This is a genomic window from Donghicola tyrosinivorans (genome assembly GCF_003003355.1).
Taxonomy (GTDB): Bacteria; Pseudomonadota; Alphaproteobacteria; order Rhodobacterales; family Rhodobacteraceae; genus Donghicola; species Donghicola tyrosinivorans.
Genome location: NZ_PVTQ01000003.1, coordinates 256657 through 276757, shown reverse-complemented (window position 1 = coordinate 276757; position 20101 = coordinate 256657). Strand labels below are relative to the sequence as shown.

General features: G+C 59.8%; 17 protein-coding genes. 3 read left to right on the top strand and 14 right to left on the bottom strand.

Annotated elements, in window-relative coordinates; translation table 11 throughout:
- Position 1: 1 nt before the first annotated feature.
- The 10 genes from CLV74_RS06100 to CLV74_RS06055 form a co-directional block, all read right to left on the bottom strand.
- The gene (locus CLV74_RS06100) at positions 2–391 is read right to left on the bottom strand and encodes a Na+/H+ antiporter subunit G (RefSeq protein WP_106263345.1); all 390 of its coding nucleotides are present in this window, start codon (positions 389–391) and stop codon (positions 2–4) included.
- A 9-nt stretch (positions 392–400) separates the two neighbouring features.
- Complete coding sequence (locus CLV74_RS06095; protein ID WP_106263344.1) at positions 401–670, bottom strand: K+/H+ antiporter subunit F; 270 nt, start codon at positions 668–670, stop codon at positions 401–403.
- On the bottom strand, positions 667–1158 hold the full coding sequence (locus CLV74_RS06090; RefSeq protein ID WP_106263343.1) for a Na+/H+ antiporter subunit E: 492 nt from the start codon (positions 1156–1158) through the stop codon (positions 667–669). Before CLV74_RS06090 ends, CLV74_RS06095 begins: the two co-directional genes overlap by 4 nt.
- A complete protein-coding gene (locus CLV74_RS06085; protein ID WP_106263342.1) occupies positions 1158–2759 on the bottom strand; it encodes a monovalent cation/H+ antiporter subunit D in 1602 nt (533 codons plus the stop codon). Before CLV74_RS06085 ends, CLV74_RS06090 begins: the two co-directional genes overlap by 1 nt.
- Positions 2756–3115, bottom strand: coding sequence for a Na+/H+ antiporter subunit C (locus tag CLV74_RS06080; protein ID WP_106263341.1), 360 nt, complete (start codon positions 3113–3115; stop codon positions 2756–2758). The genes CLV74_RS06085 and CLV74_RS06080 overlap by 4 nt, the downstream gene beginning before the upstream one ends.
- The gene (locus tag CLV74_RS06075) at positions 3112–5982 is read right to left on the bottom strand and encodes a monovalent cation/H+ antiporter subunit A (RefSeq protein WP_106263513.1); all 2871 of its coding nucleotides are present in this window, start codon (positions 5980–5982) and stop codon (positions 3112–3114) included. The genes CLV74_RS06080 and CLV74_RS06075 overlap by 4 nt, the downstream gene beginning before the upstream one ends.
- Positions 5983–6143: 161 nt before the next feature.
- Complete coding sequence (locus CLV74_RS06070) at positions 6144–10187, bottom strand: translocation/assembly module TamB domain-containing protein (RefSeq protein ID WP_106263340.1); 4044 nt, start codon at positions 10185–10187, stop codon at positions 6144–6146.
- Positions 10184–11950 carry an autotransporter assembly complex protein TamA gene (locus tag CLV74_RS06065; protein WP_170107993.1) on the bottom strand — a complete coding sequence of 589 codons (1767 nt, stop codon included), beginning with the start codon at positions 11948–11950 and terminating at the stop codon, positions 10184–10186. Before CLV74_RS06065 ends, CLV74_RS06070 begins: the two co-directional genes overlap by 4 nt.
- A gap of 336 nt (positions 11951–12286) precedes the next feature.
- The gene (locus CLV74_RS06060; protein ID WP_106263338.1) at positions 12287–12907 is read right to left on the bottom strand and encodes a response regulator transcription factor; all 621 of its coding nucleotides are present in this window, start codon (positions 12905–12907) and stop codon (positions 12287–12289) included.
- A gap of 497 nt (positions 12908–13404) precedes the next feature.
- Complete coding sequence (locus tag CLV74_RS06055; protein WP_106263337.1) at positions 13405–14334, bottom strand: DMT family transporter; 930 nt, start codon at positions 14332–14334, stop codon at positions 13405–13407.
- Between the two features lie 389 nt (positions 14335–14723).
- Between CLV74_RS06055 and CLV74_RS06050 the strand changes: the two genes are divergently transcribed.
- From CLV74_RS06050 to CLV74_RS06035, 3 genes are all read left to right on the top strand, one after another.
- Positions 14724–15320 (top strand): outer membrane protein, encoded by a 597-nt coding sequence (locus CLV74_RS06050; protein ID WP_106263336.1) that lies wholly within the window; start codon positions 14724–14726, stop codon positions 15318–15320.
- Positions 15321–15696: 376 nt separating this feature from the next.
- A complete protein-coding gene (locus tag CLV74_RS06045; RefSeq protein ID WP_106263335.1) occupies positions 15697–16299 on the top strand; it encodes a hypothetical protein in 603 nt (200 codons plus the stop codon).
- A 296-nt stretch (positions 16300–16595) separates the two neighbouring features.
- Positions 16596–17183 carry an outer membrane protein gene (locus CLV74_RS06035; protein WP_106263333.1) on the top strand — a complete coding sequence of 196 codons (588 nt, stop codon included), beginning with the start codon at positions 16596–16598 and terminating at the stop codon, positions 17181–17183.
- 49 nt (positions 17184–17232) lie between these two features.
- Here the strand turns inward: CLV74_RS06035 and msrA are convergent, their stop codons facing one another.
- The 4 genes from msrA to fzlA all read right to left on the bottom strand — a co-directional run bounded on the left by msrA (position 17233) and on the right by fzlA (position 20082).
- Positions 17233–17742, bottom strand: a complete 510-nt coding sequence (gene msrA / locus CLV74_RS06030; RefSeq protein ID WP_106263332.1) for a peptide-methionine (S)-S-oxide reductase MsrA — start codon at positions 17740–17742, stop codon at positions 17233–17235.
- Between the two features lie 2 nt (positions 17743–17744).
- Positions 17745–18194 (bottom strand): peptide-methionine (R)-S-oxide reductase MsrB, encoded by a 450-nt coding sequence (gene msrB, locus CLV74_RS06025; protein ID WP_106263331.1) that lies wholly within the window; start codon positions 18192–18194, stop codon positions 17745–17747.
- 124 nt (positions 18195–18318) lie between these two features.
- Complete coding sequence (gene queG, locus CLV74_RS06020; protein WP_106263330.1) at positions 18319–19353, bottom strand: tRNA epoxyqueuosine(34) reductase QueG; 1035 nt, start codon at positions 19351–19353, stop codon at positions 18319–18321.
- A 63-nt stretch (positions 19354–19416) separates the two neighbouring features.
- Entirely contained in the window at positions 19417–20082 is a 666-nt protein-coding gene (fzlA, locus tag CLV74_RS06015; RefSeq protein WP_106263512.1) for an FtsZ-binding protein FzlA, read from the bottom strand.
- Positions 20083–20101: the final 19 nt, after the last annotated feature.

The window sequence follows — 20101 nt, the reverse complement described above, 5'->3', positions numbered from 1 at the left end:
TTTATCCTTTTTGGGTCTCTTCCGGTTCGGGGCTGAACGCGGGGCGATTCAATACGGCCCAGGTCTTGTCCCCTTGGGGATCCGGCAGGACCTCTTCTTGTTCATGACGGTGCAGATAGGCTTTCGCAATAAAGTTCGCCGTGATCGGCGCCGTGATGAACAGGAACAAGGTAATCAGAAGTTCGTGGAAGGAACCATGCGTCTCAAAGACCCAGCTATACAGCATTGAGGCGATCAGAACGCCCCCGACGCCCAGCGTTGTCGCCTTGGTCGGCGCGTGCAGACGGGCCATGGGGTGATCCAGCTTGATCAGACCATAGCTGCCGACCAGACCGAAGAACCCTCCGATGACCAGACAGGCGGTGATGACGATTTCCGCAATCATTTCCATGTCAGAGCCTCACTCGATGATGTTGCCGCGCAGCATAAAGCGCGCATAGGCCACAGTGCCCACGAAACCCAGCATCGCGACCACCATTGCGGCCTCAAAGAAGATCTCGGTCCCTTGGTTGATCCCTTGCAGCACCAGAATGGCGATGGTGTTGATCACCATCGTATCCAGTGCCAGCACGCGATCGCCCACACCGGGGGCAAAGATCACGCGATAAAGCGTAAACAGCAGGCCAAGACCAAAGCAGATGAAGGCGAAATCAAGCGCGTAGTCGATCATTCGAAAATCTCCTTCAGGCGGCTCTCGTAGCGGTCTTTGATGTCCTGACAGACCGCCTGCGGATCGGGCGCATCAAGGCAATGCACCAACAGCGCGTGGCCTTCGGACGACAGATCGGCGGTCAGCGTGCCAGGGGTCATGGTGATGGTACCGGCCAGAACGGTGATCGCCTCGGGCGATTTCAGGTCCAAAGGCACGGTGACCCATGCGGGCTGACGCGCAGCGTTGGATTTGAAAAGCACGATCAGCGCCACATCGATGTTCGATTTGACGATGTCGTACATGACGATCAGCACATAGCCGATGATATTCATCGGTTTCTTCAGCACCGGTCGATCCGGCCAGTAGGCCGCGGTAATCACCGGAATGATCAGACCAAGGATCAGCCCCATCACGAACTGACCCAGCGTGGCCGAGTTGTTCAAGAGCATCCAGACCACCGTCAGCAGGGCGGTCAACAGCGGGTGGGGCAGCAAACGTCTCAGCATCAGTGACCTCCCTCGGTCGCGCCATGGCTATCGGTGGCAGCTTCTCCGTGATCACCGGCAGGCTCTGCGCCATGGCTGTCCACAGTCGCGTATTCCTTCACCTCGAACACGGCAGCGATATAGCTGTCTCTGTCGTAGATCTGCTCGGCGGTTTCGGTGGCAAAGCTGTGCATGGGACCGGCCAGAACGGTCAGCGCCACAATCCCCGCCATCAGCACGCCAAAGCCCACAAAGGCCAGCGGCTGCTTGGGATGCTCAAACGCGGGCTCATCGCTTTCGGGCAGGCCGTTGCCCTTCCAGAACACCAGCGAACCGGCACGGGCAAAGCCCATGATCGCGATGACCGAACTGATCAGGATCGCGGCCCACAGCCACCACGCACCTGCGGTGGCCTTAAGGATCAGCAGCTTACCAAGGAAACCCGACAGGGGCGGCAAGCCCGCCATGGCAATCGCCACGGCAAAGAAACAGGCCGAGACCAAGCCGTTCTGCGGCATGGGGCGATCCTCGCGGATGGCGTCCTGCCACTGGGGACGGCGCGATTGCACCATATCCACCACAAGGAACAGAGCAGCTGCCGCCAGCGTCGAATGGACCATATAATAGATCGCCGCGCCGGTGCTTTCGACCGTGAAGCTGGCCACAGCGATCAGCAGTGTCCCGACCGAGCCCATGGCCGCAAAGGCCGCCAGACGCGACAGGCTGTTGGCACCCAGGATACCGACCATACCAATCACCAGCGAGCCGACGATCACCGGCATCAGCCAGACATCATAGGTTCCGATCAGCGCCGGAGCGTCCTGCGGGAAGGCCAGCGTATACATGCGGATGATGGCGTAGACGCCAACCTTGGTCATAATCGCGAACAGCGCACCCACAGGGGCAGGCGCTGCGGCATAGCTTTCGGGAAGCCAGAATTGCAGGGGCAGGATCGCCGCCTTGACCGCGTAGACCATCAGCAGCATCACCACGGCCACACGCAGCAGCGCCGCGTTCTCGGGCGCAATCTCTGCCACGCGCACGGCCATATCCGCCATGTTCAGCGTGCCAGTCACCGTATAGAGCGTGCCCAAAGCGAACAGGAACAGGGTCGAGCCAAGCAGGTTATAGACCACATACTGCGTGCCCGCCTGCAAGCGCCGTGCGCCGCCGCCGTAAGTCATCAGACCATAGCTGGCGATCAGCAGGATCTCGAAGAAGACGAACATGTTGAAGGCGTCGCCAGTTAGGAAGGCGCCCAGAACACCCATCAGCTGGAACTGATAAAGCGCGTGGAAATGCTTGCCCTTCTTGTCCCAGTCGGACCCGATTGCGTACAGCATCACTGCCATCGCAAGGAAACTGGTTAGCAGCACCATCGTGGCCGACAGCTGGTCCAGCACTAGAACGATGCCAAAGGGTGCAGGCCATGCGCCAAGCTCATAGACCCAGATGTCATCGCCCAGAGCGTAAACAAACAGGCCAATCGCGTTGATCAGCAGCAGCGACAGGCCGACCAGCGAGAAGACCCGCTGCAACGCCACCTGATGCCGCACGGACATCACGATGAATGCGCCCATCAGCGTGGGCAGCAGGATCGGCGTAATGATCCAATGGCTCATGCCCGCTCCTCCGATTCAGTCTCGTCTTGCATGTCGATCTTGTCATGCCCGCCCGACAGATAGGCCGAGAGGGCAATCATCAGAACCACCGCTGTCATACCAAAGCTGATCACAATCGCGGTCAGCACAAGCGCCTGAGGCAGCGGGTCGGTGTAGACGGGGTTCTCGGCGTATTTGTCCAGAATGGGCGGTGCGCCCACGGCCAGACGGCCAGTGGTGAACAGGAACACGTTCACCGCATAAGACAGGAACGATGTGCCAAGGATTACAGGAAAGGTGCGCAACCGCAGGATCAGATAGATCCCTGCTGCGGTCAGCACGCCAATTGCGGAGGCGACCAGAAACTCTACGCTCATGTCTTGTCCTCATTCTCGGTGGTCTCAACAGCCGCACGAGACGGGTTGATGTCCATCGGGTATTCATCGGGCATGTCGCCACGGCGGTAGGCCAGACGCGACAGGCTCTCCAGCGTCAGCATCACAGCACCAACGACCGCAAGGAACACGCCAAGGTCAAAGCCCATAGCGGTTGCCAGCTCGAACTTGCCCATCGGCGGGATCTGGAAATAACCATAGTCGCTGGTCAGGAACGGCATGTTGTTGAAGAAGGCACCGATACCGGTAATCCCTGCAATCATGACGCCCGCCGCGATGGTGGCGTGATACGGATAGCGTTGGCGCTTGTCGGCCCAGTCATAACCCGAGGCCATGTACTGCATCAGCACCGCAATCGCCACGACCAGACCGGCAATAAAGCCGCCGCCCGGATCGTTGTGACCGCGCAGATAGATGTAGACACCCACCATCAGCGCGATGGGCAGCATCAGACGGGTCGCGACCACCATCATCATCGGGTGCTCATCACCGGCGATGGGATGGTTGGGACGACGCTCCAGCAGAACCTGACGCACCTTGCTGCCCAGAAGACCCTCGGTCACGCCGTAGATGATCAGCGCCGCGATCCCCAGAACGGTGATTTCGCCAAATGTATCAAAGCCACGGAAGTCCACGAGGATCACGTTCACCACGTTGGTGCCGCCGCCACCTTTATAGCTGTTCGCCAGATGGTATTCCGCGATGGAGGGCAGTGCGAAATCGCTCAGCATCACCACATAGGCCAGCGCCGCAACGCCAAGGCCCACACCGCCTGCGATCACACCGTCACGGATACGGCGGGCGCTGCCGCTTTCCACCGGCGTATGCTCCGGCAGGAAGTTCAGTGCCAGCAGCAGCAGAACGATGGTCACAACCTCAACCGACAACTGGGTCAGTGCAAGGTCAGGGGCCGAGAGGTAGTTGAACGACAGCGACACCACCACACCGATGATTCCAAGGATTACCAGCGCCAGCAGGCGGTGACGATGATAGACCACCACACAGGCCGCCGAAACAATCAGCGCGAACCACGCGATGATCGGCAGAATGCCTGCCTCGATCGGGGTGCGGGTCAGTTGCGTTGCATCCACGCCAAAGTAGGCATGGGCCGACACCAGCGCCGAGAACACAAAGAAGATCGCCGCATAGCGCGTCAGTGCACCGTCATGCAGCAGATCGGTAAAGCCGTTCGAAATCCGCGTCACCACAGCGACGATGGCATCGAAGATCACCTTCGCATCGGGACGGGGCGCTGTTTCCCACATGGCGTTCAGGGGCTTGTACATCGCCAGCAGCGCCAGACCGCCCGCCACAGCAACACCGGACATATACAGCGCCGGCGTCACGCCGTGCCACAGGGCCAGATGCACATGGGGATGGGCGCCGTTGCCAAGGATTGACGCTGCGATGACCTCAACCGCGTGACCCACCAGCGGCTGGCTGAACAGGCCGATCAGAATGACCAGCACCGCCAGCAGCGCGGGCGAGGCATACATGCCGAAACCCGGATCATGGGGTTTGTGGGGATAATCATCACGCACAGGGCCGAACCACGTATGGATCAGCAGGCGGAACGAATATGCGACAGAGAACAGCGCACCAATCGTCGCCAGCGTCGGGATCAGCCATGCGTTCTCGCCCAGATGGGCATGGGCCGCTGCCTCAAGCATCATCTCTTTCGACAAGAAACCGTTGAACGGCGGAATACCCGCCATCGACAGCGTCGCAATGACCGAGATCGCAAAGGTGATCGGCATCAGATGACGCAGACCGCCCAAACGGCGGATGTCGCGGGTGTGGGCCTCATGGTCCACAATACCGGCCGTCATAAAGAGCGAGGCCTTGAACGTCGCGTGGTTGATGATGTGGAAGGCCGCGCCGATGGCAGCCGCCTCGGTGCTGAAACCAAGCAGCATGGTGATCAGACCCAGATGGCTGACCGTCGAATAGGCCAAAAGACCCTTCAGGTCATTCTGGAAGATACCGATCAAGGCACCCAGAACCATGGTGATCAGACCCGCCAGCGTGACAATCCAGAACCATTCGGCGGTGCCGGACATGACCGGATACAGGCGTGCCATCAGGAACAGACCCGCCTTCACCATCGTGGCCGAGTGCAGATAGGCCGACACCGGCGTCGGTGCGGCCATCGCGCGGGGCAGCCAGAAATGGAAGGGGAACTGGGCCGATTTCGTAAACGCCCCCAGCAGGATCAACAGCAGCGCAGGGACGTACAGCGGGCTTTGCTGGATCACGTCGCGCATTTGCAGCAGCTCGGTCAGCTCATAGGTGCCAGCGATCTCACCCAGCATCACCATGCCACCGATCAACGCCAGACCACCGGTGCCGGTCACAGTCAGCGCCATCCGTGCGCCTTGGCGACCTTCGGGCAGGTGGTTCCAATAGCCGATCAGCAGGAAGGACGACAGCGAGGTCAGCTCCCAGAAGACCAACAGCATCAGGATGTTATCCGACAGGACAATCCCCACCATCGCGCCTTGGAACAGCAGCAGATAGGTGTAGAAATTCCCCATCGGGTCCTGACGCGACAGGTAGAACCGTGCGTAAAGGATGATCAAACAGCCGATCCCAAGGATCAGCGTCCCGAACAACAGCCCCAGCCCATCAAGGTAAAAGCTGGCGTTCAGCCCCAGAAGGGGCATCCATTCGACCGACGCCTCAATGACCTCGCCCCGCAAAACGGCAGGAGCATGGACCAGAAGACCGATCAAAGCGGAAAGGGAAATGATACCTGTCCACGTGGCACAGGTGTTGCGACCTGCCTTGACCATCAGGCCTGGCAATAGCGCGCCCAAGAAAGGCAGAGCAGCGATCAGAAAAAGTGACACTGTGGCCGGACCCTCAATCTGTTGCAGTTTTTTGTGGCTAGGTAACAGCCTACCCGCCATTCTTCAATCTTTACGGCAGTATTTCACCGAACCGTACAAATCACGCACAGGGTTTTTCAAACGGCGGCACAGCAATTAGATTGCCGCGCCACCCGAACGGGTTAGTAATCACGCTCAAAGAAGACACCGACACTACTGGTCCCCTCATTATCCACCCCGCCCCGCGCCGTGATCGAGGGGCTAACGTCGATATTCAGGTTCAACTCTGTCTTGCCAGCCGCGCCGACCGTCACATCCGTATAGACGTTGTCCGAGATGTACTTGCCCGCGCGCACCGCCGCATTGCCCTGATCATCGGTGGTCACATCCAGATCGTCCAGCGCAAACCCTTCGCGCAGTCTGGAAATCACGCCTTTCCCGCCTTTTCCGGCCAAAGTGGCCACTGCATTTGCCAGTTGCAGAGCTTGGAATGCGGACAGGCGGCTCATGTCGCGGCCAAACAGCAGTTGCGCCAGAACCTCGTCCTCGGGCAGTTCGGGGCTAGAGCTGAACGTGACCTCGGGGGCAGAGGCCGCACCGGAGACGATGATAAACGTCGTGATCTCGCCTTGCTGGGTTTCGACCACCAGATGGATCGCGGGATTCAGGGCACCTTCCAGCACCACATAGCCTTCGTCGAACTCAAAGCGCTGGCCCAACAGGGTCAGGCGACCGCGCACCAGATCGAACCGGCCCGAGGGGATGATGTCATCCGTCGCCCCGCGCAGACGCATCTGCCCGCCCAATTCCGCATCTAGCCCGCGACCTCGGATAAAGACCCGTTGCGGTGCCTTGATCACCAGATCAATGGGGAAGCCGATCGTTTTCGCCCCTTGGCCGCTGTCATCCACGATAAGACCCGCACGGCTGCGCGTGGTCTGCACGGCAGCACTGGGGGCGATGTGTTCAATTTCAGGGATCGCGCCACCGGCACCCGCGCCGGTTTCGGGAATGCGCAACTCGGCCTTCGCGATGTTGATTTCACCGCCGATGCTGGCGCCGCCCGTCGCGGGACCTTTCAACGTAATCTCGCCGCTGGTGGTCGCCTCATAAAGCCCCGCATCGCGGAAAACCAAAGCATCCAGAACCACGGTAATATCCACGGGAATATTGCCCGAGAGGTTGGCATCGCCCGCAACGTTCAGCTTGCCGCCTTCGCTGCCCCGCGCGCTCATGTCCACTGTGGCCCGTCCACCCGACATAGCAACCGCGCCGTTGATCTCTTTCAGGCTGATCCCGACGAGCGGTTCCGAGAACAACCCGTCCGCAACCCGCACCGACCCGCTGACCGCATCCAGCCCCGCAGGCCCTCGGATCGCCAGATCAAGATTGGCCACACCCGAGACCTGGCGCGGCGCGATCATCGGATTGGCCAGCCCCAAAGGCAGCTGCCCCGTGGCCGTCAGATCAAGGGTCGCCCCATCAATGCTGCCGCCCACTTTGGCGGTCATGCCCGCAGGCCCGTTCAGGTTCACATCAACTGTGGTGGTCGATCCGCTGCCGCCAATCCGCGCCGTGCCGCTGACCGCACCGGGGAACTGTTCCACCAGACGCGAAAGGTCACTGACCCGCACCTCGGCGGTTACATCCCGTGCGTCCGCAGACACGGTTCCGCTGGCCTTGGCGCTAAGGTTGCCGCCCGTCACATCCAGCCGGTCGATGGTGAACACGTCCCCATCGCGCAGAATATGCCCGTCCAGATCAAGACTGCCCTGCAACAGGCCATTCGCGTGGGGATCGCTGACATCCAGCCCGCGCCCCGTCGCGGTCACAACCACATCCATCTGGGTCGCGCCCAAGGTCCCTTTGACCGAGACATCCGCCGCGCCCGAAAGGCTGCGCCCCGCAAGGCCCGAGAACCGTCCCGCGTCCTTCACATTCGCGCTCAGGTCCACGTCGGCGACCTGCGCTTCCAGATCAGCACTGACCGCGCCGCTCAGACCATAACCGTCCCCCGTCAGCGACAGGGGGTTCAGCACCAAAGGCTGGCCTTCGGTATAATCCACACGGGTCACGAGGCTGGCGTTCTGCCCCAATGCCCGCGCTAAATCCGCATCCGCAGGCTGCGCGCCTTGCAGTTCAGCAGACAGATCACCTTTCAGGGCGGTCACCGCGCCACTCTCGCTTTGTGCATAGGTGCCGCGCCCGCGAATATCCCCTTGGTTCAACTGCCCCAACGCATGACGGACACCGGCCAAAGCGGTATCCACAGTCCAACGCCCTTGTCCGATTTCCGCATCGACGCGGCCTTCGGACAGGCTCAGGGTCTGATCGCCCAAAGGCACGCGAACGCCGTTGAAGCCCGACAAATTGGCCAGAACCTTGATCTGGTTCACCACCGTGCCGTTCAAGGCCGCGCTGCCAGTCAAAGTCGCCCGACCTGCCCCATCAGGACCAAGCCGAGCCAGATCCTTGACCAGCGCGTCAAAGTCGATGTTGGTCTCGGCGCTGCCCACGGTGCCTTTGGCGATCATGCGCAGACCTTCGGTGTTCAGGTCCAGCGTCTCAATGGTGATACCAGTCTCATCGCGGCGGGCCACCAGCGACAGATCACCAGTGCCGCCTGCCAGACCATCCAGCAACTGCTGACCGGTCTGCAGATCGCGGGTCTGGCCCGTCACACGCAGATCGAACGCACCGGACAAGGGCGTCACGCTGCCCGCAACCGCCAGATTGGCCGACCCGCCCAAATCCAAACCAGACGCCGCCCGCGCGGCTTCCAGATCACTGACGTCCACGGCCAGATCAAGCGCAGTGGCATAGCCGGACTCCAGCCCATCCACATCTGCCCGACCCGAAGCCGTAAATGCCCGCGCCGTGATCACCAGATCACGCAGGGCCAACGGCTGACCGTCCACCGCCAACAGATCAACGCCGCCCTGCACCTGCGGCCCCAACAGCGCCTGCACCGCCGGATCGGTCATCTGCAACGCGTCGGTCAGAAAATCAAAACGGGCCGAGACCTGCTGCGGGCTATCTTCGTTCTCGGGCACAATCTGTCCGCTGCCGTTCAGGGTCACTTGGCCCAGTTCCACAGCCGCCTGAGAAACCCCTTCCAGCACCACCTGCCCCGTCCAATCGGGACCCGCCGCCGCATCATGGCCCAGATCAATCCGCGCCGAGGCAATGGTCACATCGGGCGCCAGTTCCAGCGGAACGTCATCGGGGTCTTGCAGGCTGCCTTTCAAAGCAATCTCGGTGGGCAAGCCAGAGGGTGCGATCACCGCATGGCCCTGCAAATCCACCGCCCGCGCCTGAACATCCAGATCGCTCAGGGTCAGCGTGCCATCATCCGCCTTCGCGGCCGAGGCTTTGACCTGCGCGTCATCCCCCACCAGCGGGTGATACCGCTCATCCAGCAGCGCCCGCAGGTCGCCGCCCAAATCCACATCCAGAGCCGAGCCGCGCAGGGTCACCTGACCGCCAAGCCGCAAGGCCGCGTCGGTCTTGACCGCCACATCCACCGTCAGATTGTCCGCAGGCCCCGTGCCCGCAACGCTTAGATCAATGCTGGGGCGGTCGGGCAGACCGATCAGCCCCGCGATGATGCCATCATCGGGTTCCTGCGTCTGGACATTGATGGCTGCCGTGTTCGCATCGGGATCATAGGCCAGATCAACCGTGAACTGCCCCGCCTTGTCCTGACGCCCTGCCTCCAAAGCGACAATGCCCGCGCCATTGGCCAGTTGCGCCCGCCCAGACAGAGACAGCACCGCATCCTGACCAATCACATCCGCGCCCAATTCGGCCCGTGCGACAGACAGGTCCGCAACATTCACCGAAACTGGCAAATCAGGCAGAGTGAAGGCCGTCGCCTCTGGCGCAGGAACATCCACAGCGTCCGAGACCGGCTTGCGCGGCATCTTCAGGCTTTCGGCGGACAGTTCATTCACCTCGACCCGCCCGCGCAGCAGGGCCGCGCGGCTCCAGTCCAGCGCCAGCCCTTCGGCGTCCAGCCAGACCCCGTTGGCATCCGCGATGGTCAGCCGGTCAATGGTCGCGCGGCTGGACAGCGCCCCGCGGAACCCTTCGATGCGCACTTCACGGCCCGCACCTGACAAAGTGTCCTGCAGCAGACGTTCCAGATAGCCCTGTCCGTCGTCATCCTGCGCCGCGCCCGCCAGCGGGGTCAGCGCAATGAGAGCTGTCGCAATCCACCGTCTCAAAATGCCTGTCCGATCCCGATATAAATTTCCAGTTTGCCCAAGACGCTGTCACCAGACAGCGGCGTTGCCACATCCAGACGCAGCGGACCGATCGGCGTTTCATAGCGCAGGCCCAGACCGCCGCCCGTATGATCACTGCCGTCCATCGTCATGCTCGGCTCGGCCCCGATGTAGCCATAGTCCACAAAGGCCACCGCCCCCAGCGATCCGCCAAAGCCCTGCCGCACCTCGGCCGAGGCGCCAAGGAAGGTCGCGCCGCCTCCGTCGCCATACCCCAGCGAACGATAGCTTTGCCCGCGCACAGTGCCGCCACCGCCCGAATAGAACTGGAAGTCCGCCGGCAGGTTCTGCACCTTGGCCCCTTCAATCGCGCCCAACTGGCCGCGCAGGGCAACAACGGTGCTTTCACCAAGACTAAGATAGGTCCGCGCATCCATCGTGCTGCGGGTACCGCTGGCCGTGTCGTTCAGGCCGATGAAAGGCATCACTTCGCCCTTCAGGTAGTATCCCCCCGTGGCAGAGGCACCCCCTTCACGCTTGTCATAGGTGGCGTTGATCGGGAACAGAAGTTGGCTGAAATAGCTTTCGCTACCCCCATCAATGATGCGCGCACGGCGGTAGGCGATGCCGTATTCCACATCCAGAAACTCGCTGGCCCAACGGGTAATCCCCAGATCGGCGCGGAACTGGTCCGAGATATAGTCGGGCTCGTTCTGACGCTCTAGCAAGGTCTGCGCGAACAGGGTGTTGCGGGCGTCAAAGGTGGCGGGGCGCTCAAAGCGGGTTTTCAGCATGGTATCTTCACCACCTGTCACCCCGCCGATGCCGCCAACCGCAAAGTCCAGCCGCAGCTTTTCCGCACCGCCCAGAATGTTCCGGTGCATCCAGAAGCCCGACAGTTCCAGCCCCTCCTGCGAGATCAGCTCGGCCCCGAAGCCAAAGCGGCGCGGCTTGGCTTCAGAGACCCGCAGCTCCACGTTGATCTTGTCACCTTCGCTAATCTCATCCGCCAGCCGCATCGAGACCGACCGGAACGCGCCGGTATCCCGCAAACGGGTGGCGGCTTGCTGAAGAATATCCGGATCATAAACCGCACTGCGGGGCAGACCGGCGATGGCCTTGATCCGCTCTTCGCGCACATTGCGGTTGCCGCTGATCACCAGCTTGCCAAAGGTCAGCAAAGGCCCCGTCGTCACCCCAAGATCCACATCCAGCGTCTTGTTCGGGTGATCGGCCACGATGGTCTGGTCTGTCAGATCGGCCTTGGCATAGCCGATGTCCTGCCAGCCACTAACCACCTCTTGGCCGGTGCTGCGGATCACGTCCAGCTGCGCCTTCTGCCCCGATGCAAACCCTTCGGGCAGCGTGGTCTGGGGGGCCACAGGTGCAATAGTGGCGTTGCCAAAGGTGAACACCGGCCCTGTCTGGACCCGCACCTCAGCCTTTGAGAATTGTTCAGGTAATTCAAAGGGATCAAGGTCAACCGCCTCGGTCCCGTCCAGCAGCACGTTCACCTTCGGGCCGTAATAGCCCTCTTCGTACAGCACACCGACCATGATGCTGTATTCCGCCAGCGCCGCAGCCGCATAATCCTGAGAGGTCGCCGTGCCGGTTTCATCGGCAGCAGCAAGGCGCGAGGCGTTTTCAAGGCGTGCTTTCAGAGCATCATCGCCCCCGTCCAACACGACATTCACCTCAAGGGCTGTGGCGGAACCCGCCAGTGCCGAGGCGCTAATAACTGAGAGAAATAGAGTTCTGAACATCGCCTTAACACCTAGTGCACAAGGCAACGTTAGACCATCGAAATTCCGCATGCATGGATCATCTTCATGCGACGGCAGAAATCCGCAGGTGTAAGCTGGTAGATTAGGTAAACCCGGTTATTTTGCGGAACTTCGCCCGCTTTGGACTTGCCATCTGATGATCCGAAAAGACAGGCGGAGCTTGCGAATTTCCAAATCCGCGATGATCCGGCCTGCCTTATCGACCACATCCAATGGCGGGCACCAACCTCGTGCCCGATGCACACACCCCCTCAGGGATGAATGACGTGTCTCTTCGCCGAGAACCTCTTAGCGGGCCCGTCGGACAAGCGGACCTTAGAACAGGCCGGCTTCTTTCGCGACTAGTGCAGCTTGCGTACGATTATGAACGCCGATTTTACGGTACAGCGTTTTCACGTGCAGCTTCACGGTGGGCTCACGCACGTCTAAGTCGCGGGCGATTTCTTTGTTCGATTTGCCAAGGCTCAGACCTTCCAGTACCTGCATTTCGCGGCGCGAAAGCTGGCTGGCCAGCGGGTGGTTCGACTTGTCATCTTCCTGCGCACCGGACATGAATTCCAGCGGCGCATACTGCTCGCCCATGGCCATAAAGCGCACGGCGTTGATCAGGCTGCGGGCCGACAGGCTTTTCGGCAGGAAACCGGCAGCGTTCGAGGCCAGCGCCTGCTCCGCGATATCGCGGGTTGCAACGCCAGAGATCAGGGCGACGCGCTGGCCGCTGTTCATCTCTTGAACACGGCGCAGACCTTCAAGGCCATTCATGCCGGGCATGTTGAAATCCAGCAGGACCAGATCGAAAGGTCCCTCATTGTTGATCAGACGGACAGCGCCATCCAGATCAGCGGCAACAGCAGTTTCGATATTGCCTTCTTGCTTCAGGTAAAGCTCCAGCGTGTCGCGGAGCAGTTCGTGATCGTCAGCGATAAGTACACGCATTCTGAATCCCTCTTAATTGGTTTTGCTAACTATCCTTTGTGATGAACGCTTCATCTGAGAGAATTGTTAGCCACGTCATTAGGTGTGGATGTGGGAAAACGAAAACTGGCTTACCAAACCGATGAGACTACTTTGACACATCGAATGGGGATTAGATATTACAAATTACTCCCCAATGGGACACATCAATCTCCCTATGAATGGTACTATTTGGATACGTACTTTTGGCTTGTTTTGTTGGAGATCACGCGATTCTGATCATGTTTTTAAGGATTTTATCCACAGGCCGCATTTTTGCTTAACCTTGTTTGCATAAACCAAAATCTCACAAGTTGATGAACAGTTAAAAGTTGTTTTTGCAATTTTGCAAACCACTAAATCACAGTGCTTGAGCAACTTAAAACCTTCGCTTCTAGCTGGATTCAGGACCAAGGAATCATCGAAAATAATTTTTACTTAACCCGTAAGCATGTCGACAACACAACTATAAGGTGAAGTTACCCTTGGGGGGTCACTCCGGAACGTGCTTTTCCGCGCTTCAACCCCAATCGATGCTCACGCCAGATAATTAAAGCGCCCGCTGCGATTACCAATGCCGCGCCAATCAACATGGGGACTGTCGGAATCTCGGCAAAGAATATGTAACCCACAGCTAAAGCAAACAGCATCGAGCTATAGTCGAACGGCGCCACAACAGCTGCGCCTGCGTAACGATAGGCCGAGGTCATAAGGATCTGCCCCATCCCCCCCAAAAGGCCGGCAAGGATCAGGAACACCAGCACCTGCCCCTCGGGCATCACCCAACCAAAGGGGATGGTGAACAGCGAAAGCACCGTCGTTGTCATAGTGAACCAGAACACCACGGCGCTTGGTTCGTCGATTTTCACCAAATTGCGTATCTGGATTTGCGCCAATGCACGGCAGCCCGCCGACCCCAGCACCAGCACCGCGCCCAAGGTTGCCCCTGCACTGGCCCCTTCAAGGGTCAGACGGGGCCATAGAACGATCATCACCCCCACAAGCCCCAGCGCCACCATAGACAGGCGGAACGGGCCGACACGCTCTTTCAGCATGACGGCGGCCAGTCCCACGGTCATCAGCGGCGCGGCAAAACCGATCGCGGTGACCTCTGGCAGGGGCAGCAGCCCCAGCGCGATAAAGTTCATCCCCATCGCGCTGGCCCCGACAAAGCCGCGGATCACGTGGCCAAACGGAGCTTTGACCTTCAGGCCCGTGCGCAGCTCTCCGCGCCAGCCCAGCCAGGTGAACAGGATCGGCATCGCGAAGAAGGACCGGAAGAACACCGCCTCGCCCGTCGGCACATCATCCGCCGTCGCCTTGATCAGCGAGGCCATCGACATGAAGGCGACCACTGACAGAAGTTTAAGTGTAATGGCCTTGATCGGCTGATAGGTATCGTAGGGCATATGAAAGGGCTTGCGCCGGAATTTAGAAGCGGGTCAAGCAGACTATGCACAGTCATCATACAACTACGCAATTGCCGATGATGGGTGCAGCCTGTGTATCTGGGCAGAGCGACGGTTTTTCTTTGCACCGGTTTTCGGCCCTCTGGCGTCATCGGCCGCATTCCCGCCCTGTTCCGGCAGGTTCCCGCGCAGCCTAACCCCCTGACACCAAGGAACTAATCCGAAAGCGTTGCCCCTGCACCACAGGTCCCTGCAAAGAGGGCCGGATCGTTCACATCCTCGGGCCTAAGATGTGAATTTCCCGTGATTGCATAAGCGCTTAGCCGACCCCAGCTATGTTCCGCAGCACACACGAGTGCATTTTTACGAATAACAGAAAGGTTCATTTCATGGCGATCAAGACTGTAGCCCTTACCTCGGCAACCCTTATGGCGCTGGCCGTCCCTGCCTTCGCGGGCAACCTGTCCGCTCCGGTGATCGAGCAGCCCGTCGCAGCGCCCGCCCCCGCGCCCGCACGTTTGGATGGCGATTGGACCGGCGTATACGGCGGTCTGCAATACGGTGGCGGTGATGTCGTTACCGATGGCACCAACGATCTGGACGGTCAGGGCGGCCTCGGCGGTGCGCACCTTGGTTACGACTATGACTTTGGCCAATTCGTCCTTGGTGGTGCCGTGGAATATGACGCGGGCGAGATCAAGCTGGACAGCGCCGACACCCTTGAAAGCATCACCCGCCTGAAGGCCCGCGCCGGTCTGGATCTGGGCAACGGTCTGGCATACGTGACCGGCGGTGCAGCACGCGCCACGGCAGAGAACCTAGGCACAAGCGACGGCGGCTTTTACGGTCTGGGCTATGAACACAAGGTCACAGACAACGTGACTGTGGGTGCCGAAGTCCTTGAGCACACGTTCACCGACTTTAACGACACCAACACCGACCTAGATGCGACCACCGCCCAGCTGCGTGCATCTTACCGCTTCTAACGAGTCCACGTTTACCGAGTCGTTACCAGTATCCTCTGTTCCTCGGTGGAAGGGGGCCCGTCCCAAGCGGGCTCTCTTCTTTTTCGGGCGGACACGCGGACGCCACCGTACCGGCAGCACTCGTCAGATCGAGAAAGCTCGGATAATTCGGATTGCTTTCCCAAGCGTCCGCGGCCCAAAAATCACTAACGAAAACAATACTATAATAAGCGACCCACGATCTTCCAAACCAAACTGACCGAAGACAAGCGTGACGATTCCGCCACGCACTACCACTCCGTGAATCAGCGGTAGATTGCATTACCGGACCAATACTTGCAACCTAAACGGGTATCGCACGCAGAGGCGAACAGATTGTAGGTAGGAAAGGTAAGAAATGTATTATCAAGCGATGACTGCTCTTGCAGCCATCCTGCTGGCCAGTGCGGCCTCTGCAGGTGGATTGCAGCGAACCGTAGAAGCGCCCGTTTACGTGGCCCCTCCCGCCCCCTCACCGCTGCCCGAACCCCAGTCGCCCGATTGGACAGGCGTCTATCTGGGCTACAGCGCTGGCGGCGTTGTCGGTGAAACCAGCGATGATCCCCAACTGTCGGGCGAAGGCCCCGCAATGGGCTTTCACGTCGGCGTGGATCGGGATTTCGGGGACTACGTGCTGGGGGCCTCGGTCGAACATACCCCAACAGACGTTAATCTGGACGATGTGGCCAAGCTTAGTTCCATCAGCATGCTGAAGGTGCGCGGCGGCTTGGATTTGGGTGGCGCGATGACCTATGTCACCACTGGCATCGGCCGCGCCGCGCTGGACAACGGCAACACAAGCGGTGGCGGCTTTTACGGTGGCGGGGTCGAGGCCTTTGTCACCGAAGGTCTGACCATCGGCCTTGAGGTCAGCCGCCACGACTACCGTGCCTTCGGCGACGAGAACCCCATCAAGCTTGGCGCGACCTCGACCCAACTGAGAGCATCCTTCCGGTTCTAACTGGTTTTTGAGGGCAGCCCCGCGCTGCCCTCAAACTTTTGCTGGAGGGGAACCAGCACGCCTGCCGCCAAAGGTATCTTTCTGATGTCCGGCACCGCAAAGACAAACCCGCATTTGTGTAGGCTATTGTACAGCCAATTTGCGCCAATCCACGCGCATACCCTATGAAACCTTGAATCCATCAGCACAGGATCGCCGAGAATTTCTCTTTTTGATTGCATTCGTGTACAGTGTTTTGCAATTAAAGCGTGTATCACAAAGAGACACGATCCTTAACATTTCAGGAAGGGGCAGAGATGCTTTACAAAGCGATGGCTGCGGCCATCCTATTGGTCAGTGCGGCCAACGCAGGGGCTGAAACATCCCAAACCTCCGGTGCCACAACGACCCTGCAAGACCAGGACTGGACCGGTGTCTACATCGGCATCAGCAGCGGCAGCGCAACGTCAAAGACGACAGGCGGCTTTGTCGATCTGGAAGGGGACGGACAGATCAACGGCCTGCAGATCGGCGTCGATCAGGATTTCGGCTCCTTCGTCCTTGGCGCCGCGATCGAGCATCTCTCTACAGATGTGGAACTTTACGTCGCCCCCTTCCCCAGCGTGAACGTCGCCTCATTCAGCATGCTGAAACTGCGCGGCGGCCTCGATCTGGGGCGCACACTGCCTTATGTCACCACAGGCATCAGCCGCATCGAGATCGAGGACATCCGCACCGGCGGCGGCACCTTCATCGGTGGCGGGGCAGAGTTTCTGGTGACCCCCAATTTCTCGATCGGGCTAGAGATGAAGCGCCACCGGCATCAGGACTTCAACAGCACCACCACATCCGACTGGAAGATGAACAGCACCACCACCCAGCTTAGCGCTGGCTTTCGCTTCTGAAACAAAGACGGGGCCACAAAGGGCCCCGACGTAAACTTTATTTAGCGGCTTATTCCGCCGCGTCCCGCTTTGGCAAAACCCAATCAGGGCGCGGGAAATGGCAGGTATAGCCGTTCGGCAGCCGCTCCAGATAATCCTGATGCTCGGGCTCGGCCTCCCAGAAGTCACTGACCGGCTCGACCTCGGTCACAACCCTGCCCGGCCAGATGCCACTGGCATCAACGTCGGCAATTGTGTCCACGGCCACCTGACGCTGCGCATCATCCACATAGTAGATCGCGCTTCGATAGCTTAGGCCCAGATCATTGCCTTGCCGGTTCAACGTGGTCGGATCATGGATCTGGAAAAAGAACTCCAGCAACTGGCGATAGCTGACCTTCGCCGGATCAAAGAATATCTCGATCCCTTCCGCGTGGGTGCCGTGGTTGCGATAGGTCGCATTGGCCACATCGCCCCCCGTGTACCCCACCCGCGTGCGCAGCACCCCGGGCAGCTTGCGGATCAAATCCTGCATCCCCCAGAAACAGCCACCCGCCAGAACAGCGCGTTCTTCAGCCATCGTCATTGCTCCTCATCCAATAGGGGAAGGTAATCCCCATACCCCTCATCCACCATATCATCGCGATGCACAAACCGCAGCGCGGCCGAGTTGATGCAGTACCGCAAACCACCCCGTTCCCGCGGCCCATCGTCGAACACATGCCCCAAGTGGCTGTCCCCGTGGGTCGAACGCACCTCGGTCCGCCGCATCCCGTGACTGGTGTCCACCAGCTCCTGAATGAAATCATCGCTGACGGGGCGCGTGAAACTGGGCCAACCACAGCCGGATTCGTATTTCGCAGAGGACACAAACAGCGGCTCACCCGAGACAATATCCACATAAAGCCCCGGCTCTTTGTTGTTCAGGTATTTGCCAGTGCCGGGCCGCTCGGTGCCGCTTTCCTGCGTCACGTAAAAGCTTTCAGGCTCCAGTGCCTGCACGACATCGGGATCACGGGTATATCGGCTCACGGGGCAATTCTCCTATCTGGGCTGCGCCATAATGTGGGGTCAAAATCGCCAAAGGCAAAGCCCTTGAAACCTTCCTGACACTTCGGTGATAGGCACTGGTCAGCCGCGCAGTTGCAGCGTATGTTTACCCCAGTCGTAAGGAAGCCCACCGCGCTGCATCGGCCACGTCCTCATCGGGGTCTTCCACCAGCGCGGTGGCCACCTTTCCCAGCGACGGATCTCCCGAATTTCCGATGGCATACAATACGTTGCGCACGAACCGTCCGCGCCCGATCCGCTTGATCGGACTGCCCGAGAATCTCTCGCGGAACGCCGCATCATCCAGTGCCGCCAGTTCCGCCAAAGGCGGCGCAATGGTCCCCTCACGGGCCGCATAGCGCATCTCGCGGGCCTCAACGGCAAACTTGTTCCACGGACAGGCCGCCAGACAATCGTCACAGCCATAAATCCGGTTCCCAAGCCGTTCGCGCAGTTCCAACGGCACCGGCCCCTTATGCTCGATCGTCAGATAGGAAATGCAGCGCCGCGCATCCATCTGATAAGGCGCCACAAAAGCCTCGGTCGGACAGGCCTGCAAACAGCGGCTGCACGATCCACAGTGATCCACCTCAGGTCCATCTACCGGCAACTCCAACGTCGAAAAGACCGAGCCGATAAAGAACCAGTTCCCCATCTCACGGCTGACTAGGTTGGTGTGCTTGCCCTGCCAGCCAAGGCCCGCCGCCTGCCCCAAAGCCTTCTCCGGCACCGGCGCGGTATCCACAAACACCTTCACCTCGCCGCCCGCCTCGGAAATCAGCCAACGGGCCAAGCGCTTCAGGCGCTTCTTCACCAGATCATGGTAATCCTTCCCGCGGGCATAAACGGATATCGCCGCGCGATCCGGCAAACCCACCACATCCATCGGATCTTCTTCAGGGGTATAGCTCTCGCCCAGCACAATCACCGACCGCGCCTCAGGCCACAAAGCTGACGGATCACCGCGCCACGACATGCGCTCTTCCATCCAGCCCATCTGCCCGTGATAGCCCGCCGAGACAAAAGCCTCCAAGCGGGCCGGAACCTCCGGCACATCCCAAGGACGGCATACCCTTACCGAGGAAAACCCCTCCGCCAAGGCCGCCGCCACCAAAGCCTCTTTCAGCGCCGCCCCGTTCATCTTGGCACAAATACCTCGGGGGTCTGGGGGCAGCGCCCCCAGCCTTGCCCCAAAGAGCGAAGCTTAGAAATCCAGATCGGCATAATGGGCAGGGGGCGGAAAGCCCGGAACCTGATCGGCCAGAATGCTGCGGAAAGCAGGGCGCGATTTGATCTTGGCGTACCAGTCCTTCACCACATCGCTACGGTTCCAGTCCACGTCACTGATGTAGTCCAATGAACTCAGATGCGCCGCCGCCGCGAAATCCGCCAGCGTCATGCGATCTCCGGCCAGCCAGCGGCGGTGATCCAATAGCCACGCCATATAATCCAGATGGTACTTGATCCGCTGAGCACCCAGCTTCACCGCACGGCTGTCGGGATAACCGGTCTTCATCAGCTTGCGGTTCACCCGCTCGTACAGAAGGTTCGCGGTAACATCGTGGTGGAACTTGTCGTCGAACCAACTAACCAAGCGACGCACCTCGTAGCGGCCCTCGGCGGATTGCGGCATCAGGGACGGATCGGGGTACAGATCATCCACATACTCGCAGATCGCCATGCTCTCGGTCAGCGTGCGCCCGTCCAGCTTCAGCACCGGCACTTTGCCCGCAGGGTTGCGGCGCATGAAATCGGGCTGCATTTCCCAATACCGCTCTTCCACCAGTTCCACTTCGATACGCTTTTCGGCCAGCACCAAACGGACTTTCCGGCAAAAGGGCGACAGGGGGACGTGATACAGACGGTTCATCATATCTCGATCAGGTGAC

What these genes read in the sequence shown, in the direction of transcription:
- CLV74_RS06100 (WP_106263345.1), bottom strand. Translation starts at nt 391, where the DNA reads ATGGAAATGATTGCGGAAATCGTCATCACCGCCTGTCTGGTCATCGGA.
- CLV74_RS06095 (WP_106263344.1), bottom strand. Translation starts at nt 670, where the DNA reads ATGATCGACTACGCGCTTGATTTCGCCTTCATCTGCTTTGGTCTTGGC.
- CLV74_RS06090 (WP_106263343.1), bottom strand. Translation starts at nt 1,158, where the DNA reads ATGCTGAGACGTTTGCTGCCCCACCCGCTGTTGACCGCCCTGCTGACG.
- CLV74_RS06085 (WP_106263342.1), bottom strand. Translation starts at nt 2,759, where the DNA reads ATGAGCCATTGGATCATTACGCCGATCCTGCTGCCCACGCTGATGGGC.
- CLV74_RS06080 (WP_106263341.1), bottom strand. Translation starts at nt 3,115, where the DNA reads ATGAGCGTAGAGTTTCTGGTCGCCTCCGCAATTGGCGTGCTGACCGCA.
- CLV74_RS06065 (WP_170107993.1), bottom strand. Translation starts at nt 11,950, where the DNA reads ATGTTCAGAACTCTATTTCTCTCAGTTATTAGCGCCTCGGCACTGGCG.
- CLV74_RS06060 (WP_106263338.1), bottom strand. Translation starts at nt 12,907, where the DNA reads ATGCGTGTACTTATCGCTGACGATCACGAACTGCTCCGCGACACGCTG.
- CLV74_RS06055 (WP_106263337.1), bottom strand. Translation starts at nt 14,334, where the DNA reads ATGCCCTACGATACCTATCAGCCGATCAAGGCCATTACACTTAAACTT.
- CLV74_RS06050 (WP_106263336.1), top strand. Translation starts at nt 14,724, where the DNA reads ATGGCGATCAAGACTGTAGCCCTTACCTCGGCAACCCTTATGGCGCTG.
- CLV74_RS06045 (WP_106263335.1), top strand. Translation starts at nt 15,697, where the DNA reads ATGTATTATCAAGCGATGACTGCTCTTGCAGCCATCCTGCTGGCCAGT.
- CLV74_RS06035 (WP_106263333.1), top strand. Translation starts at nt 16,596, where the DNA reads ATGCTTTACAAAGCGATGGCTGCGGCCATCCTATTGGTCAGTGCGGCC.
- msrA (WP_106263332.1), bottom strand. Translation starts at nt 17,742, where the DNA reads ATGGCTGAAGAACGCGCTGTTCTGGCGGGTGGCTGTTTCTGGGGGATG.
- queG (WP_106263330.1), bottom strand. Translation starts at nt 19,353, where the DNA reads ATGAACGGGGCGGCGCTGAAAGAGGCTTTGGTGGCGGCGGCCTTGGCG.
- fzlA (WP_106263512.1), bottom strand. Translation starts at nt 20,082, where the DNA reads ATGAACCGTCTGTATCACGTCCCCCTGTCGCCCTTTTGCCGGAAAGTC.